The sequence below is a fragment of the Kutzneria chonburiensis genome (assembly GCF_028622115.1).
GTDB lineage: Bacteria > Actinomycetota > Actinomycetes > Mycobacteriales > Pseudonocardiaceae > Kutzneria > Kutzneria chonburiensis.
The window spans coordinates 6,078,988-6,094,554 of the sequence record NZ_CP097263.1 but is presented as its reverse complement, the minus strand read 5'-3'; the positions used below and the strand labels follow the sequence as shown (position 1 = coordinate 6,094,554).

20 protein-coding genes are annotated in these 15,567 nt (G+C 70.7%); 13 read left to right on the top strand and 7 right to left on the bottom strand.

The window, feature by feature from the left end; translation table 11 throughout:
* The first annotated feature begins 15 nt into the window (after positions 1 to 15).
* From M3Q35_RS27575 to M3Q35_RS27555, 5 genes are all read left to right on the top strand, one after another.
* Positions 16 to 642: a hypothetical protein gene (locus tag M3Q35_RS27575; RefSeq protein ID WP_273935437.1), complete on the top strand. Its 627-nt coding sequence runs from the start codon at positions 16 to 18 to the stop codon at positions 640 to 642.
* A 9-nt stretch (positions 643 to 651) separates the two neighbouring features.
* Positions 652 to 1,359, top strand: a complete 708-nt coding sequence (locus M3Q35_RS27570) for a class F sortase (protein WP_273935436.1) — start codon at positions 652 to 654, stop codon at positions 1,357 to 1,359.
* Positions 1,360 to 1,624: 265 nt separating this feature from the next.
* Entirely contained in the window at positions 1,625 to 3,352 is a 1,728-nt protein-coding gene (locus M3Q35_RS27565) for a 3-hydroxyacyl-CoA dehydrogenase family protein (protein WP_379794177.1), read from the top strand.
* 20 nt (positions 3,353 to 3,372) lie between these two features.
* A complete protein-coding gene (locus tag M3Q35_RS27560) occupies positions 3,373 to 3,585 on the top strand; it encodes a hypothetical protein (RefSeq protein WP_273935435.1) in 213 nt (70 codons plus the stop codon).
* Positions 3,586 to 3,589: 4 nt separating this feature from the next.
* The gene (locus M3Q35_RS27555) at positions 3,590 to 3,772 is read left to right on the top strand and encodes a FitA-like ribbon-helix-helix domain-containing protein (RefSeq protein ID WP_273935434.1); all 183 of its coding nucleotides are present in this window, start codon (positions 3,590 to 3,592) and stop codon (positions 3,770 to 3,772) included.
* A gap of 6 nt (positions 3,773 to 3,778) precedes the next feature.
* Here the strand turns inward: M3Q35_RS27555 and M3Q35_RS27550 are convergent, their stop codons facing one another.
* A complete protein-coding gene (locus M3Q35_RS27550) occupies positions 3,779 to 3,979 on the bottom strand; it encodes an FmdB family zinc ribbon protein (RefSeq protein WP_273935433.1) in 201 nt (66 codons plus the stop codon).
* 48 nt (positions 3,980 to 4,027) lie between these two features.
* Here M3Q35_RS27550 and M3Q35_RS27545 point away from each other — a divergent pair, with 48 nt between their 5' ends.
* Positions 4,028 to 4,327: a hypothetical protein gene (locus tag M3Q35_RS27545; protein WP_273935432.1), complete on the top strand. Its 300-nt coding sequence runs from the start codon at positions 4,028 to 4,030 to the stop codon at positions 4,325 to 4,327.
* A 1-nt stretch (position 4,328) separates the two neighbouring features.
* On the opposite strand, the gene M3Q35_RS27540 is transcribed toward M3Q35_RS27545, so the two are convergent.
* A complete protein-coding gene (locus tag M3Q35_RS27540; protein ID WP_273935431.1) occupies positions 4,329 to 4,670 on the bottom strand; it encodes a hypothetical protein in 342 nt (113 codons plus the stop codon).
* 38 nt (positions 4,671 to 4,708) lie between these two features.
* On the opposite strand from M3Q35_RS27540, the gene M3Q35_RS27535 reads away from it, so the two are divergent.
* Positions 4,709 to 5,422 carry an alpha/beta hydrolase gene (locus M3Q35_RS27535; RefSeq protein WP_273935430.1) on the top strand — a complete coding sequence of 238 codons (714 nt, stop codon included), beginning with the start codon at positions 4,709 to 4,711 and terminating at the stop codon, positions 5,420 to 5,422.
* Here the strand turns inward: M3Q35_RS27535 and M3Q35_RS27530 are convergent.
* Positions 5,409 to 5,900: a GNAT family N-acetyltransferase gene (locus tag M3Q35_RS27530; protein WP_273935429.1), complete on the bottom strand. Its 492-nt coding sequence runs from the start codon at positions 5,898 to 5,900 to the stop codon at positions 5,409 to 5,411. The two genes, M3Q35_RS27535 and M3Q35_RS27530, sit on opposite strands and share 14 nt — an antisense overlap.
* 136 nt (positions 5,901 to 6,036) lie before the next feature.
* Between M3Q35_RS27530 and M3Q35_RS27525 the strand changes: the two genes are divergently transcribed.
* On the top strand, positions 6,037 to 6,720 hold the full coding sequence (locus M3Q35_RS27525; RefSeq protein ID WP_273935428.1) for an alpha/beta fold hydrolase: 684 nt from the start codon (positions 6,037 to 6,039) through the stop codon (positions 6,718 to 6,720).
* Between the two features lie 76 nt (positions 6,721 to 6,796).
* Here the strand turns inward: M3Q35_RS27525 and M3Q35_RS48965 are convergent, their stop codons facing one another.
* The 3 genes from M3Q35_RS48965 to M3Q35_RS27510 all read right to left on the bottom strand — a co-directional run bounded on the left by M3Q35_RS48965 (position 6,797) and on the right by M3Q35_RS27510 (position 10,198).
* Positions 6,797 to 8,464 carry a coiled-coil domain-containing protein gene (locus M3Q35_RS48965; protein ID WP_379794176.1) on the bottom strand — a complete coding sequence of 556 codons (1,668 nt, stop codon included), beginning with the start codon at positions 8,462 to 8,464 and terminating at the stop codon, positions 6,797 to 6,799.
* Between the two features lie 58 nt (positions 8,465 to 8,522).
* Positions 8,523 to 9,854: a crotonyl-CoA carboxylase/reductase gene (ccrA, locus tag M3Q35_RS27515; RefSeq protein ID WP_273935427.1), complete on the bottom strand. Its 1,332-nt coding sequence runs from the start codon at positions 9,852 to 9,854 to the stop codon at positions 8,523 to 8,525.
* Positions 9,855 to 9,952: 98 nt separating this feature from the next.
* Positions 9,953 to 10,198: a dihydrofolate reductase family protein gene (locus M3Q35_RS27510; RefSeq protein WP_337960478.1), complete on the bottom strand. Its 246-nt coding sequence runs from the start codon at positions 10,196 to 10,198 to the stop codon at positions 9,953 to 9,955.
* 451 nt (positions 10,199 to 10,649) lie between these two features.
* Between M3Q35_RS27510 and M3Q35_RS27505 the strand changes: the two genes are divergently transcribed.
* The 3 genes from M3Q35_RS27505 to M3Q35_RS27495 all read left to right on the top strand — a co-directional run bounded on the left by M3Q35_RS27505 (position 10,650) and on the right by M3Q35_RS27495 (position 12,724).
* Positions 10,650 to 11,006, top strand: a complete 357-nt coding sequence (locus M3Q35_RS27505) for an SPW repeat domain-containing protein (protein WP_273935426.1) — start codon at positions 10,650 to 10,652, stop codon at positions 11,004 to 11,006.
* A 19-nt stretch (positions 11,007 to 11,025) separates the two neighbouring features.
* On the top strand, positions 11,026 to 11,604 hold the full coding sequence (locus M3Q35_RS27500; protein ID WP_273944488.1) for a TetR/AcrR family transcriptional regulator: 579 nt from the start codon (positions 11,026 to 11,028) through the stop codon (positions 11,602 to 11,604).
* Between the two features lie 118 nt (positions 11,605 to 11,722).
* The gene (locus M3Q35_RS27495; protein WP_273935424.1) at positions 11,723 to 12,724 is read left to right on the top strand and encodes a LacI family DNA-binding transcriptional regulator; all 1,002 of its coding nucleotides are present in this window, start codon (positions 11,723 to 11,725) and stop codon (positions 12,722 to 12,724) included.
* A gap of 11 nt (positions 12,725 to 12,735) precedes the next feature.
* Here the strand turns inward: M3Q35_RS27495 and mce are convergent, their stop codons facing one another.
* Positions 12,736 to 13,185, bottom strand: a complete 450-nt coding sequence (gene mce, locus M3Q35_RS27490) for a methylmalonyl-CoA epimerase (RefSeq protein WP_379794174.1) — start codon at positions 13,183 to 13,185, stop codon at positions 12,736 to 12,738.
* A 123-nt stretch (positions 13,186 to 13,308) separates the two neighbouring features.
* Between mce and M3Q35_RS27485 the strand changes: the two genes are divergently transcribed.
* Together M3Q35_RS27485 and meaB are read left to right on the top strand one after the other, a co-directional pair.
* Positions 13,309 to 14,496 carry an acetyl-CoA C-acetyltransferase gene (locus M3Q35_RS27485; RefSeq protein WP_273935423.1) on the top strand — a complete coding sequence of 396 codons (1,188 nt, stop codon included), beginning with the start codon at positions 13,309 to 13,311 and terminating at the stop codon, positions 14,494 to 14,496.
* Positions 14,497 to 15,465 carry a methylmalonyl Co-A mutase-associated GTPase MeaB gene (gene meaB, locus M3Q35_RS27480; RefSeq protein WP_273935422.1) on the top strand — a complete coding sequence of 323 codons (969 nt, stop codon included), beginning with the start codon at positions 14,497 to 14,499 and terminating at the stop codon, positions 15,463 to 15,465.
* Positions 15,466 to 15,567: the final 102 nt, after the last annotated feature.

Genomic DNA, 15,567 nt, shown 5'->3' with positions numbered 1-15,567 from the left:
CAGGAAGGACTGCTCATGGTTGTCACCCGGGTGATCGCCGCGGGCGCGGCCATCGCCGCGTTCACCATCGTCGCGGTCGCGCCGGCCGCGTACGCCGACACCAGCAACAACCGCGACAACAACAACGGCAACGCGTCACTGAAGATCGACCCGTCGAAGCGCTCCTACCGCGGCGGCGACCAGATCAAGCTGGACGCGCGCTGCGACTCCGACCGGGCCGACATCGCCGTGTCGGCCGCGCTGGACAACGTCAAGGAATGGATCAAGACCGGTCGCCGGGACTTCAACATCCAGGCCACCGCCCGGGTCCGCAGCGACGTGCGGTCGGGCAACTTCGAGGTCGCCTTCCGCTGCGGCAACCAGAAGATCTCCGTGACCATCAACGTGGACAACGGCAACCGCGGTGGCGGCGGCAACGGCGGCGGTGGCACCACGACCACCAACACCACCACATCGACCACTGTGGACACTTCGACCACCATGGCCCTGCCGAGCGGCGCGCCGCAGACCGGTGGCCAGGGCCCTACCGACACCGGTTCCGGGCTGCTGCTGGCCGAACTCGGCGGCGTCGCCCTGATCGGTGCCGCCGGCGTCGGCGCCGCGGTGGCCCGCCGGCGCAGGCTCGCCGTCCAGCACGGCTGAGGGCGGGGCATGGAGCCGACACTGCACATCCCCAGGCCGGGCGGCGAGCGCAAGCCGCCGTCCGGCACGCGGACCACGCTGATCGTGGCCGGTGCGCTGGTCGTGGTGGTCGCGGTGGCCGCGTTCGCGCTCGGCCTCATCCACTCGGCCAAGCCCGAGAACACCGCGCTGACCAGCCCGTCCGCGCCGACCACCAGCCAGCAGGTGGCGACCGTGCCGACCACCTCGGCCGGCCAGCAGGCGCCGCCGCCGGCCGACAACAGCGGTCGGCCGGCGCTGCCGGTGCGGGTGGACGTGGACGCCATCAACGCCCACTCCTCGTTGGTCCAACTTGGACTCAACGCCGACAAGACCGTGGAGGTGCCGCCGGTCAACCAGCCGCTGCAGGCCGGTTGGTACAAGTTCGGCGTGCGGCCGGGCGAGGTCGGCAAGGCGGTCATCCTCGGGCACGTGGACGGCGGCGGGCAGCTGGGCGTGTTCAACAAGCTCGACCAGCTCAAGGCCGGCAACGCGATCAAGGTGACCGAGGCCGGCGGGCAGGTGCTGAACTTCGTGGTGCGGCAGGTTCAGCAGGTGCCCAAGGCCCAGTTCCCGACCCAGGCCGTGTACGGGCCGTCCAACCAGCGCGAGCTGCGGCTGATCACCTGCGGCGGCGCGTTCGACAAGGCCAGCGGCAACTACGTGGACAACATCATCGTGTCCGCCGTGTTGGCCTAGCCGGTCGTCGGCGCCGGGGCGTGTCGATCCTGGGTGACACGTCCCGGCGCCGGCCCTACTTGCACGATTCGGTGGTGAAGCTCACCCGGTTGAGCGGTCGCGGCATGGCAGTATCTCCGCCAAGCTCGGATGTTACTGACAGGTAGCCAGTCAGTGACGCCGCTTCGACGAGCGCCGGAGGTCCGCCGTGACGCGCGAAATCAGCCCCGAAGACCTGCTTGCAGGGTCGAGCATCAGTACCGTTGGGATTGTCGGCCTGGGCACCATGGGTGCGGGCATCGCGGAGGTGTGCGCGCGAAGCGGGCTACGCGTGGTCGCGGTCGAAGTGGACGAGGCGGCGATCGCCAAGGGGCGCGGGCACATCGAGCACTCCACCGATCGCGCGTTGCGCGGTGGCAAGCTGGACGAGGCCGGCCGCGCCGAACTGCTGGATCGGATTTCTTGCGCCACAAGCCTTTCCGCACTGGCCGACGTCGACCTGGTGATCGAGGCCGTGCCGGAGAACCTCGCCCTGAAGGCCGAGATCTTCGCCCAGCTGGACAAGATCGTGCGGCCCGAGGTGATCCTCGCGTCCAACACGTCCTCGCTGTCCGTCACCGAGATCAGCGTGCACACCGGGCGGCCGGGCAAGGTGCTGGGGCTGCACTTCTTCAACCCCACGCCGGTGCTCAAGCTGGTCGAGGTGGTGCGCACCGTCGTCACCGAGCACGACGTGGTCGACGACGCCGTTGCATTCCTCGGCGGGCTGGGCAAAACGCCGGTGGTGATCGGCGACCGCGCCGGCTTCATCGCCAACGCGCTGCTGTTCGGCTACCTCAACCACGCCGTGCGGATGTACGAGAGCCGTTACGCCACAAGGGAAGACCTCGACGCCGCGATGCGCTACGGCTGCGGGTACCCGATGGGGCCGTTGGCACTGCTGGATCTGATCGGTCTGGACACCGCGTACGAGATCCTCGACACGATGTACCACCAGTCCCGCAACAGGTTGCACGCCCCCGCGCCGATCCTGAAACAGATGATCACTGCCGGGCTGCTCGGCCGTAAGTCCGGCCGCGGTTTCTACACCTATGAGGCTCCCGACTCGCCGGTTGTCGTTGCTGAGGGCGGCGCTTCGGCTTCGGTCGCCGGCACGCCTCGTGACGTGCACCGGGTCGGCGTGATCGGCACCGGCACCATGGCCACCGGCATCGTCGAGGTTTTTGCCAAGGCCGGCAAGGATGTCGTGTTGCGGGCGCGGGGCGCGGACAAGGCCGAGGCCGCCGTCGCCAAGATCCGCAAGTCGTTGGACAAGGCCGTCGTGCGGGGCAAGCTCGCCGAGGCCGACCGCGACGCCGCGCTGGCCCGTATCCACACCGCCGTCGAGTTCGAGGCCTTGGCCGACTGCGACCTGGTCATCGAGGCCGTCGCCGAGGAGCTTTCGGTCAAGCAGGCCGTTTTCGGGGCGTTGGACGAGGTCTGCAAGCCCGGGGCCGTGCTCGCCACAACGACTTCTTCCCTGCCCGTCATCGAATGCGCCGCCGCCACCTCGCGTCCCGGCGACGTCGTCGGCCTGCACTTCTTCAACCCCGCCCAGGTCATGAAGCTCGTGGAGATCGTCTCCACCATCGCCACCGATGCCGACGTCGTCGCCACCGCCGACGCCGTCTGCCGGTCCCTGCGCAAGGAGCCCGTGCACTGCGGTGACCGGGCCGGTTTCATCGTCAACGCGCTGCTTTTCCCGTACCTCAACGACGCCGTGAAGATGCTCGAGGCCCACTACGCCGAGGCCGACGACATCGACACCGCCATGAAGGTCGGCTGCGGCCTGCCCATGGGCCCCTTCGAGCTCCTCGACGTCGTCGGCCTCGACGTCTCGCTGGCCATCGAGCGCACCCTCTATCTGGAGTTCCGCGAGGCCGGCTTCGCCCCCGCCCCGCTGCTCGAGCACCTCGTCACCGCCGGCCGCCTCGGCCGCAAGACCGGCAAGGGGTTCCGCGACTACACCGTGTGACCCTCCGCTACCCTTCGCACGTGACGATCATGCGCCTCCTCGGGTTGCCGCCGCGTATCTCCGACACCCTCCAGGCCAAGGCCCGCGCCGCCGGCCAGTCGGTCGAGGACTACGTGCGCGGCCACCTGATCGCGCTGGCGTCACAGCGGACATCCGACGACATGTTGAACGAGATCGAGGCCCGACTGGCCCGACCACTGTCCGGACTGTCCTCGGATCCCGGAAGCGAGTAGTGGCATGGCAACGCTCAAGATCCGCAAGGTGCCGAAGGAAACGCTGGACACGATCCGACTGCGAGCGCTGGCTGCCGGCCAGTCGAGGCAGGCGTACCTCCGTGCGTGGGTGATCGCGATGGCCGCCCGGCCGACCGAGCAGGAAGTGCTCGCGTCCATCGAGGCTGCCCTGGTAGCGGCCGGGTAGTCAGCCCTAGCCGCAGCAGCCCCCGCCACAGCAACCGCCGCCGGAGGCGGGGGCGCTCGCGCCCGTGTTGACGCCGACGGTGGTGAGCAGCTTGACGGTGTCGTCGTGGCCGGCGGGGCAGGCGGCCGGGTCGGTGGCGCTGCTCATGGGCCGGTTCACCTCGAAGGTGTCGCCGCACTGGCGGCACCGGAAGTCGTAGGTCGGCATGGGGCCATTGTCGGGCATCCCGTGGGCCGCCGGATAGCCTGGGCACCCGTGCCACGCCGTAACCGACCGCAGCGCCCCGGACCCAAGGGGGACGACGAGCCGCGCCCGACGACGCACGGATGGGCCCGGACGGAGTCGGGACCGGACGGGGACTGGAACGTCCGGCCGGTGGGGGCGGGCGAGAAGACGTACCGGTGCCCGGGCTGCGACCACGAGATCCGGCCGGGCACGCCGCACGTCGTGGCCTGGCCGGCGGACGACCACGGCGGCGTTGACGACCGCCGGCACTGGCACACGGGATGCTGGAACAGCCGAGGTCGGCGGAAGCCGCAGAGCCGGCGGTGGTGAGTCAGCGGAACTCGTGCACGACCTCGATCAGGCCGTCGAGGTGGTCGTTGAACTCCTCGAGCTCCTCGGCGGGAATCCAGTACTCGAGAATGGTCTCGCCGCCGACCTGGTGCACCTCGTACCGGGAGAGGAACTCGGTCGCGACGGAGAACCGGGTGACGTAGCCGACGCCGGAAGCGGGCACGTTCCACTCACGGGCGATCCGTACGGCGTAGTCCTCGTTCAACACCGGATAGAAGATCGGCTGGTCGGGTAGTCGAGGCGGCCAGCGACGCCAACCGGAGTCGCGTACGAGATCCAGCTCGGCCGGCCCGGTCGGCCGCCACAGGGTGGTCGAGGTCATGCGGTAATTGTGCCGATGACCTGCAACGATTTTTGGCGATGAGCACCGAGATCCGCGCCAACACGATGCTGCCGGCCCGCCGCGAGCCGGTCACGCTGACCACGGCCGACGGCCTGAAGCTGGTGGGGGAGCTGGCGCTGCCGTCGGGAACGCCGAAGGCGACGCTGGTCTGCCTGCACCCGCTGCCGACGCACGGCGGCATGATGGATTCGCACCTGTACCGCAAGGCGGCGTTCCGCCTGCCGGCGCTGGCCGACATCGCGGTGCTGCGCTTCAACACGCGCGGCACGGCGAGCGAAGCCGGTCGTAGCGAGGGCGCGTTCGACAACGGTGACAGCGAGCGGCTGGACGTCGAAGCGGCGCTGGAGTTCGTGCACGGCATGCCGAACGTGTGGCTGGTGGGCTGGTCGTTCGGCACGGACCTGGCGCTGCGGCACGGCGGCGACGGCGTCGAAGGTGCGGTGTTGATCTCGCCGCCGCTGCGCTACAGCACGCCGGAACACCTGACGGCGTGGGCGAAACCGCTGGTCTGCCTGGTGCCGGAGTTCGACGACTACCTCCGGCCGGCGCAGGCCCGGGAACGCTTCACGCAGGCCCGCGTTGAGGAGTTCGCCGGCGCGAAGCACCTGTTCGTCGGCTACGCCGAGCAGGTGCTGGACGCGATCGTGGCGACGGTCGCGCCGGACGTCCCGGTGCCGCTGCCGCGGACCTGGGACGGGCCGTCGGAGGAACGCCAGGTCAAGATCGTCTGAACTCCAGCCAGTACGGATCGGTGCCGGCCCGGCGGAAGCCCAGCCGTTCGGCCAGCCGGATGGACGGCAGGTTGTCCCGTGTCGTGATCACGACGACCGGCGCGCCGCGGCCCTCGCGGTCGGCCCAGTCCACGGCGGCCCGGGCCATCTCCGACGCCAGGCCGCGACCCCAGGCCGACGGCCGGAACCGGTAGAACATGTTCAGCGCCGGCGCACCCTCGTGCTCGCAGCGACGCAGCCCGCCGATGCCGACGGCCTGCTCGGTGACGGCGTCGACGACCAGCCAGTAGCCGATGCCGTGCTCGGCCCAGTCGGCGATCCAGCAGCGCAGCTGCTGGGCGATGCGCGCCGGGCTGGCCGTGCCGATCGGGTTGTGTTCGTTCGCCGCCGGGTCGCCCTGGATCTGCACCACCGCGGGCAGGTCCTCGGGGCGTAACCGGCGCAGCAGCAGTCGCTCCGTGCGCAGCTCGGTGAGCATGAGCCGATTCTGCGCCGAGCAAACGATTACAGGTGCTCGACAAGGGCTTCGGGGAGCCGTTTCAGTACCTGTTCGACCGGGTTCGCGAGGAACTGTCGAGCCACGGCCCGAGAGCCCGCGCAGTACCGTCGGACCCATGATCTTGGTCCTGCTGCACGCGTTCCCGCTGGACTCACGCATGTGGGACGGGGTTCGCGAGCCCTTCGCCAAACGTTTGCGGCTGGTCACGCCCGACCTCGGTGACGGGCCACCCAGCCTCGATGACGCCGCCGACGCCGTGCTCGCCGGTCTGGGCGACGAGCCCTTCGTGCTCGGCGGCTGCTCGATGGGCGGCTACCTGGCCATGGCCATCCTGCGCAAGGCCCCGTCCCAGGTCGCCGGCCTGCTGCTCGTCGACACCAAGTCCGCCGCGGACACTCCCGAGGCCCGGGCCAACCGCCTCGCCGTGGCCGCCCAGGCCGAGGCGGAGGGCGTCACCGGCTGGTTGGCCGACGCCATGCTGCCCAACCTGGTCAGCCCCCGTGCACGTCCCGAGGTGCTCACCACCCTGCGCTCCCTCATCGACTCCCAGAGCGGCTCGGTCGTGGCTCGAGCTCAGCGCGCCATGGCCGCCCGGCCGGATTCCACGGCGTTGTTGGCCTCGGTCACCATGCCGACCTTGGTCGTACGCGGCGCCGACGACGCCTTGATGCCCCCGGACGCCATTCAGGTGCCCGGCGCTCGGATGGTGGAGCTGGCCGGCTGCGGACACCTGCCACCCGTCGAGGACCCCGACGCCTTCGCCGCCGTGGTCCTCAACTGGCTGAACGGCCCGTCCTGACCGGCGGCCCGGAAGGTGTGAACGGACCGTTCCAAAACTCCGAGTAGAGGAATGGTCCGTTCCGAACGGGGGTGGGTCAGCGCTTGGCTGACTGGCGGGGCGGGGTGGGGCGCTGGATCTTCTTGGTCTGCTCGGCGTCCTTGGCCGCGGCCGGCTGGGCCTGCTGCTGGGCGGCGGGCTGGGGCTTTGCCTGCTGCTGGGCACCCTGCTGGGGCTTCGCCGGCTGCTTGCCCTGCTGCGGACGACGCGGCGTCCCCGGCTTGGCGGCGTTGCCCTGGGCCGGCCTGGCCGGGACCTGCTGAACCGGCTGCGTGACCTGGTTCGGCGGCTGGTTCTGCGGGCGGCCCGGCTGCGCGGCCGGGTTGGTCGCGGTCAACGGCGTGGCCGGAGCGGGCTGGCCGGAGGCGGGTGCGGCGGCCTGTCCGGCCGGAGCCTGCTGGGGCGCGGCCTGAGCCTTGGCCGGCCCGGTCGCGGGCTGGCCCGGCGGCGTGACCTGGGGCAACGCGGTCGTGACCTCGACCTGAGCGGCCGTCGGCGCGGCGGATGCCTGCGGGGCGGCCGGAGACTGCGCCGGCGTACCGCCGGTCGGAGCCGCGCCGGCAGCCTGGTTCTGACCCGTGGCCGCACCAGCAGCCTGACCGCCAGCAGCTTGACCGGCCGCGGCCTGAGCGCCGGGAGCCTGACCGGCGGCCTGGCCGTCGGTGGCCGCAGCCTCTGCCTGCGCGCCGGCCGGCTTGGGGGCGGGGATGCCGCCCTCGGGCACCTTCACCTGCACGGTCGGCGACTCGTCGGCCACCTTCTCCTCCGGCAGCCGCTCCAACAGCGGCGCCGCGGCGATGATCAAGCCGCGGGCCTCGGTGAGCTGACCGGCGATGCGGTTGCGGATCTGGCGCAGCTGCTCGACCCGGCGGGTGGCGTCGCCGACGCGGCGGGCGGACTCGTCGGTGGCCTCGCGCACGCGGCGGTGGGCCTCGTCCGTCGCCTCCTGCAAACGTGCGGTGGCCTCGGCGATGGAGTCGTGCCGACGCCGGTTGGCCTCCTCGGTGGCCTCCCGCACCCGCTTCTCGGCCTCGCCCTTGCTGGCTGCCTCCTGCTCGGCCAGTGCCCGCATGGCGTCGGTGCGCCGCGCGGACATGGCGATCTCGAAGTCCTCCTCGACCTGGGTCCGCTTGGCCGACGAGTCGGAGTCGGCCTTGGCCCGCACGGCCGCGGCGGCCTCGTCGAGCTCGTCACGCCTGGCGGTGGACTCGTCGGTGATCCGCTTGGCCTCGGCGTGCGCGGCCGTCATGACACCCTGGTGCTCGGTCTCCATGGCGGCCCGCCGCGTGTCGAGATCACGCATCATCTGCTCGTACCGAGCCCGCAGCGCCGCGCCTTCCTCCTCGGCGCGGGCACGGATGTGCCCGGCCTCGGCCTCGGCGCGGGCCTTGGTCTCGTTGGCCTCTTCCTGTGCGAGCTTCAGCATTCGCTGCAGTCGCTCGCTCAGACCCTCGAGCGTGGTGGGCGGCAAGGACAGCCGGTCCACCTGCCCGCGAAGGTCGTCGATCTCCGACCGGGCCTTCTCCAGCTGCCGCGCCAGGTCGTTGGCCTGCGACACGGCGGCGTCCCGGTCGGCGGCGAGCAGCTTCAGGTCGGCGTCCAGCCGTTCCAGGTGGTCTTCCACCTGTGCTTTGTCGTAACCGCGCTTGACGACGTCGAAGCCGGTTCCCAACGGGACGAGATCGCGGTCGCTGCCGAGGGCCATGTCCCCACGCTACCGGTACGAGAGAGCCCGGTGTGCACGGCGATGGGGCGAAACCCGGTCACACACCCCGGAACCGGTTGATCTCGGACAGGTGCGCGGCCCGCAGTTCGTGATCGCGCACGCCGAGACCTTCCTCCGGCGCCAGGCACAGCACGCCGACCTTGCCCTGGTGCGCGTTGCTCTGCACGTCCCGCGCGGCCTGCCCGGTCTCGGCCAGTGTGTACACCTTGGACAGTGTGGGATGGATCTTCCCCTTGGCGATCAAGCGGTTGGCCTCCCACGCCTCGCGGTAGTTGGCGAAGTGCGAGCCGATGATCCGCTTGAGATTCATCCACAGGTAGCGGTTGTCATAGCTGTGCATGAAACCGCTCGTGGACGCGCAGGTGACGATGGTGCCGCCCTTGCGGGCCACGTAGACGCTGGCCCCGAAGGTCTCCCGGCCGGGGTGCTCGAACACGATGTCGGGGTCGTCGCCGCCGGTCAGCTCGCGGATCTTGGCCCCGAACCGCTTCCACTCCCTGGGGTCCTGCTCGTGCTCGTCCTTCCAGAACCGGTAGCCCTCGGCGTTGCGGTTGATGATCAGCTCCGCGCCCATGGCCCGGCAGATCTCGGCCTTCTCCTCGCTGGACACCACGCACACCGGGATGGCGCCGCCGTTGAGGGCGAACTGCGTGGCGTACGAGCCGAGGCCGCCGGACGCGCCCCAGATCAGCACGGTGTCGCCCTGCTTCATGTTGGCGCCGTTGGTCGACACCAGCTGCCGGTACGCCGTCGAGTTGACCAGGCCGGGGGAGGCGGCCTCCTCCCAGGACAGGTGCTTCGGCTTGGGCATCAGCTGGTTGGTCTTGACCAGCGCCAGCTCGGCCAGCCCGCCGAAGTTGGTCTCGAAGCCCCAGATCCGCTGCTCCGGGTCGAGCATGGTGTCGTTGTGCCCGTCCGGGCTCTCCAGCTCGACCGAAAGGCAGTGCGCGACGACCTCGTCGCCCGGCTTCCACGCCTGCACGCCGGGCCCGGTGCGCAGCACGACGCCGGCCAGGTCGGAGCCGACCACGTGGTACGGCTGGTCGTGGCGGGAGGCCAGCGGCGAGGTCTTGCCGTAGCGCTTGAGGAAGCCGAAGGTGGACAGCGGCTCGAAGATCGACGTCCACACGGTGTTGTAGTTGATGGCGCTGGCCATCACGGCGACGAGCGCCTCGCCCGGGCCGAGCTCCGGGGTCGGCACCTCGTCCAGGTGCAGCGAGCGGCGCGGGTCCTTGTCGGCGGTCGCCATGCCGTCGAACAGGTTCACCTCGTCGGCGTGCACGGTCATGCCGCGGTAGGACTCGGGAACGGCCAGATGCGCGAGCGCGTCCAGCTCGTCGGCGAGGATCGCGTCAAGGATCTTCTGCACGGCGGTGCCTCCGGGGCCTCGAGTGGTCCTGTCGCAGGTTGGAGGCAGGTTACCCACGAGTAACGATACAGAACTACGGATGTGGCCCGGTTCACCCGTCAGCGCACATAGCTCAGGCGCACCACCCCGTTCCCGAAGGTCCTTGCGCTCGCGAGGGTCAGGCCGACGTGCTCGTCGGCGGCCTGGAACATCGGTCGGCCGCGCCCGATGAGCACCGGATGCACATAGACGCGGTACTCGTCGATCAGGTCGAGCTCCCGGAAGGTGCGAGCCAGGTCGGGCCCGCCGACGACCATGTCCCCGCCCGGCCGGCGCTGTAGGGCACGGATCTCCTCGACGTCCACCGCGCGCTTGACGGTGGCGTTGCACTCGGCGTGGTCGAGCGTCCGCGAGAAGACGTACTTCGGCGTCGGCAGCCAGATCGAGGCGAACTCGGCGGCCAGTGGAGGCGCGTCCGGGTCGGCCCCGTCGCCGACCAGGCCGCGGCCATCAGCTCGTGGGTGATCCGGCCGGTGAGGTACGCGCTGGTGTCCCGGAACTGGTCGTTCATGTGGGCCATCAGCTCGTCGTCGACCCGGCTCCAGTCGATCTCGTGGTTCGGCCCCTCGAAGAAGCCGTCGAGGGACACCGATAGCGAGAACACGATTCTCCGCATGCCGGCACCGTACGGCCGGGGTATGACGGTTTCGGATATCGCCTGGTCAGAGCCTAGATGTCTACCCGGTCACAAGTATTGACCGGCCGGCCAACCAAGGCGCATGATCGGTGGGTCCCACGAGGATGTGGAGGGTTCAAATGACCAAGTCATGGACCAGGTGGCAGGACTGGACCGAGGTCGTCATCGGGGCGCTCGTCGCGCTGTCGCCGATCGTGGTGACGACGTCGACGGCCGCGGCGTGGACGATGATCGTCCTGGGCGCGCTCGTCGTGCTCGACGGGCTGTGGTCGCTCGCGGCGCCCAGCCAGGTCACCGGCGAGTGGGTGCAGATCGTCCTCGGTGTGCTGCTTTTCGTGGCACCCTGGGTGATGGGCTACACGGCGATGATGGGCGCCAGCTGGGTGTCCTGGGTCGGTGGCGTGCTGACCGTGCTGGCCGGCGCGATCGCCGTGCCGGTGGCGACGTCCGCGCACCGCGGCCTGGCAGCGCACTGACGAGAATTTTGGGGTGAGGGTGGAGGAGATCCCAGCCAGGGAGCGAATCCTGACGGCGGCGGAGGAGCTGTTCGCCGACACCGGGTTCGAGGCCACCCCCACCTCCCGGATCGCCGAGCGGGCCGGTGTGCCCAAGGGGCTCGTGCACTACTACTTCAAACGCAAGCCGGATCTCCTCGTTGCGCTCGTCGAGCGGTTGCCCGACGAGCGCATCGACATGTCCGGGGTCGTCGTGGACGGCGACGTCGTCGCCAGCCTGCGCGCGCTGCTGACCGAGCTGGACCGCCGCCGCGAGGAATCCCTGATGCTGAGCAACCTGCTGTACCGCGAGGCCGACACCCACCACACGGTGCGCGACGCGCTGCAGGACCGGTTCCGCAAGCTGGTCGGCCTGATCCGCAAGGTGATCATGGCGGCCGGCAGCGCGGTGCAGTGCAAGGCCGATGTGGACAGTGCGGCCGAGCTCCTCGCGCTGGCCGTCAGCTACCAGCACTCCGTCGCCCGGCACGCCACCGAGCCCGAGCTGGGCCGCGTGACGATGGAACGTGAGCTGGCGTTCATCGCCGACGCGCTGTCCCTAGGGGCGGGCGCGCCGTAATCCCTGGGGCAGTCGGGGGTGGCCCTTCGGACAGAGTGGCCGGGCGGGGCATGGTGTTGTTGCGCCGTCAATGGCACATTTCCGAGGTTGGGAGAAAACCCTTTCTGCCGAGGTGTGCGTGAAGCGGCCGACCATCCACGACATCGCCCGCGAAGCCGGCGTGGCCAAGAGCACGGTGTCGTTCGCGCTCAACGGGCTCCCCGGGGTGTCCGAGGCGACCCGGCAGCGCATTCTGGCCGTGGCCGGCGAGCTGGGCTGGCAGCCCAGCCGGGCCGCCCGCGCGCTGTCGGCCGCGCAGGCCGAGGTGGTCGGCCTGGTGCTGGCCCGGCCGACCGGCCTGCTGGAGGTGGAGCCGTTCTTCATGCGGCTGATCGCCGGCGTCGAGGCGGCGCTGGGCGCCGACGACATCGGGCTGCTGCTCCAGGTCGTCGGCGACGATCCGCAGCACGAGCTGGAGGTCTATCGCCGCTGGTGGGGGCAGCGGCGGGTGGACGGCGTGCTCGTCGTTGACGTCCGGGTGGACGACCAGCGGCTGCCGGTGCTGGCCGAGCTCGGGCTGCCGTGCGTGCTGGTGTCGAGCGAGGTGCCGGGCAGCGGTCTGACGTCCGTCGGCCTTGACACGAAAGCGGCGATGGTGGCGGCAGTCGCACACTTACGCGCTCTGGGACACACCCGCATCGCCCGCGTGAGCGGTCATGCCGACTTTCAGGAGACCGTGCTGCGGGACCGGGCGTTCGCCGAGACCGCCGGGCCGGACGCGGTGATCGTCGCCGCCGACTACAGCGGTGAGCGGGGCGCCGCCGCCACCCGTGACCTGCTGCTTTCCGGCCAACCCCCGACGGCGATCGTGTACGACAACGACGTGATGGCGGTCAGCGCCGTTGGCGTGGCCGCCGAGCTGGGCCTGGACGTGCCCGGCGACCTGTCGATCGTCGCCTGGGACGACTCGCCGCTGTGCCGGCTGCCGCACCCGGCGCTGACCGCCATCAGCCGCGACATTCCCGGCTACGGCGCCGCGGCGGCGGGTGCCCTGCTGCGGGTCATCCACGGCGAGCGGGTGCCGGACGCCGTGTTCGGCATTCCGGAACTGGTCGTGCGGGGCAGCACCGGGCCGGCGTGAAACCGTGCTGGCTAATGGCCTTCCGCGGGCTGCACGAGTTCGACGAGCACGCCGCCGGCGTCCTTCGGGTGCACGAAATTCACCCGGCTGTTGGACGTGCCGCGCTTCGGCTCGTCGAACAGCACCCGCAAACCCTTGGCCCGCAACGTTTCGCACGCCGCGGCCACGTCGGTCACGCGGAACGCCAGCTGCTGGAGGCCCGGACCGCTGCGGTCGAGGAACTTGGCGATGGTCGAGTCCGGCCGCGACGGGGCCAGCAGCTGGATCGCCGTGCCGGCCGGGTCGCCGGGGGCGCGCAGCATGGCCTCCCGCACGCCCTGCTCCTCGTTGACCTCCTCGTGGCTGACCTCCAGCCCGAAGGTCTCCCGGTGGAAGGCGATCGCCGCGTCCAGGTCGGGCACCGCGATGCCGACGTGGTCGACGGCGGTGACCAGCGGGGCGAGCTCAGCGCGCAGGTTCATGTCGGAGCAGGGTAGTAGCCTTGACACGATGCAGTGACCTGTGCGGCTACTCACAGCCACAGGGAAAGCTACCGGCCGGTATGGTCCACAAGACCACCGCCCGCAACGCCGCTGGAGGCCGTCGTGTCCGGTTCCGTCATCGTCGCAGGGGCTCGCACCCCGATGGGACGACTGCTCGGCTCACTCAAGGACTTCTCCGGAGCCCAACTCGGTGGCGTGGCCATCAAGGGCGCCCTCGAACGGGCCGGAGTCAGCCCCGAGCAGGTCGAGTACGTGATCATGGGTCAGGTGCTGACCGCGGGCGCCGGCCAGATCCCGGCCCGGCAGGCCGCCGCGGCCGCCGGCATCCCGATGGACGTGCCGGCGCTGACCATCAACAAGGTGTGCCTGTCCGGCATCGACGCCATCGCGCTGGCCGACCAGCTGATCAGGGCCGGCGAGTTCGAGATCGTGGTGGCCGGCGGCCAGGAGTCCATGACCCAGGCCCCGCACCTGCTGCCCAAGTCCCGCTCCGGCTTCAAGTACGGCGACGTCACGCTCCAGGACCACATGGCGTACGACGGCCTGTTCTGCGCCTTCGACCAGGTCGCCATGGGCTCGTCGACGGAGAAGTACAACTCCCGCTACGGCCTGACCCGCGAGGAGCAGGACGCCTTCTCGGCCCGGTCGCACCAGCGCGCCGCCGAGGCGGCCAAGAACGGGATCTTCGACGCCGAGGTCGTTCCGGTGCCGATCCCGCAGCGCAAGGGCGACCCGGTGCTGTTCAGCACCGACGAGGGCGTGCGCGCCGACACCACCGTGGAGACGCTGGGCAAGCTGCGCCCGGCCTTCGCCTCCGACGGCACCATCACCGCCGGCTCCGCCTCGCAGATCTCCGACGGCGCGGCCGCCGTTGTCGTGATGAGCAAGGCCAAGGCCGAGGAGCTGGGCCTGACCTGGCTGGCCGAGATCGGCGCGCACGGCGTGGTCGCCGGGCCGGACGCCAGCCTTCACGAGCAGCCGTCCAACGCCATCCGCAAGGCGTGCGCCAAGGAGGGCATCGACCCGGCCGACCTCGACCTGGTCGAGATCAACGAGGCGTTCGCCGCCGTCGGCGTGGTGTCCGCGCGCAAGCTCGGGCTGTCCGAGGACAAGGTCAACGTGAACGGCGGCGCCATCGCGCTCGGCCACCCGATCGGCATGTCCGGCGCGCGCATCGCGCTGCACCTGGCGCTGGAGCTCCAGCGCCGTGGCGGCGGCGTCGGCGCGGCCGCCCTGTGCGGCGGCGGTGGCCAGGGCGACGCGCTGATCGTGCGAGTGCCGAAGCAGTAGATGGGTCGCGTTGTCGACGTGCCCGACCTGGTCGCTCGGGCCAGGTCGGGCCAGCCGCGGGCGGTGGCCCGGCTGATCACGCTGGTCGAGGACGCCAGTCCGTGCCTGCGGGAGGTCGCCGCCGCGCTCGCCCCGCACACCGGGCGGGCGCGGGTCATCGGGCTCACCGGCTCGCCCGGCGTCGGCAAGTCCACCATGACCTCGCGGCTGGTCAGTGCCTTGCGGCGCAAGGATCTTCGCGTCGGCGTGCTGGCCGTCGACCCGACTTCGCCGTTCTCCGGCGGGGCTTTGCTCGGTGATCGGGTGCGGATGCAGGAGCACGCCACCGATCCCGGCGTGTTCATTCGTTCCATGGCCAGCCGTGGGCATCTCGGCGGGTTGGCGTGGGCGACCCCGCAGGCGTTGCGGGTGTTGGACGCCGCCGGCTGCGACGTCGTGCTCATCGAGACCGTCGGCGTCGGCCAGTCCGAGGTCGAGGTCGCCGGACTCGCCGACACCACGTTGGTCCTGGTCGCGCCGGGTATGGGTGACGGCATCCAGGCGGCCAAGGCCGGCATCCTCGAGATCGCCGACGTCTTCGTGGTGAACAAGGCCGATCGGGACGGCGCCGACCAGACCGTCCGGGAGCTCAAGCACGGGCTTTCGCTGGCCCGCCGGGAACGCACCGGCCCTTCGTGGCGGCCGCCCGTCGTTCGCGCCGTGGCCGCCCGTGGCGAGGGCATCGACGAGCTCCTGTCGGCCATCGACGAGCACGGTTCCTGGCTCGTCGACCGTGGCGAGCTCGAACTGCGCCGGCAGGCCCGCGCCGCCGCCGAGGTCGAAGCCATTGCCCTGCAACAACTTCGCGCCCGCCTCGGCGACCTCCGCGGCGGCACCGCCCTCGACCAGTTGGCCAAACGCGTAGCCGCCGGCGAGGTCGACCCCTACGCCGCCGCCGACGACCTCATCACCGGCCTCGCCACCGCCTGACTTTTTGGCACATGCGGTCCGGATGTGCCTCAGGGAGGCAAGTCCGACGCGCATGTGACATTTGCTGGCGCGAATCCGCCTCGAACGGGGGATGGTGGCGGC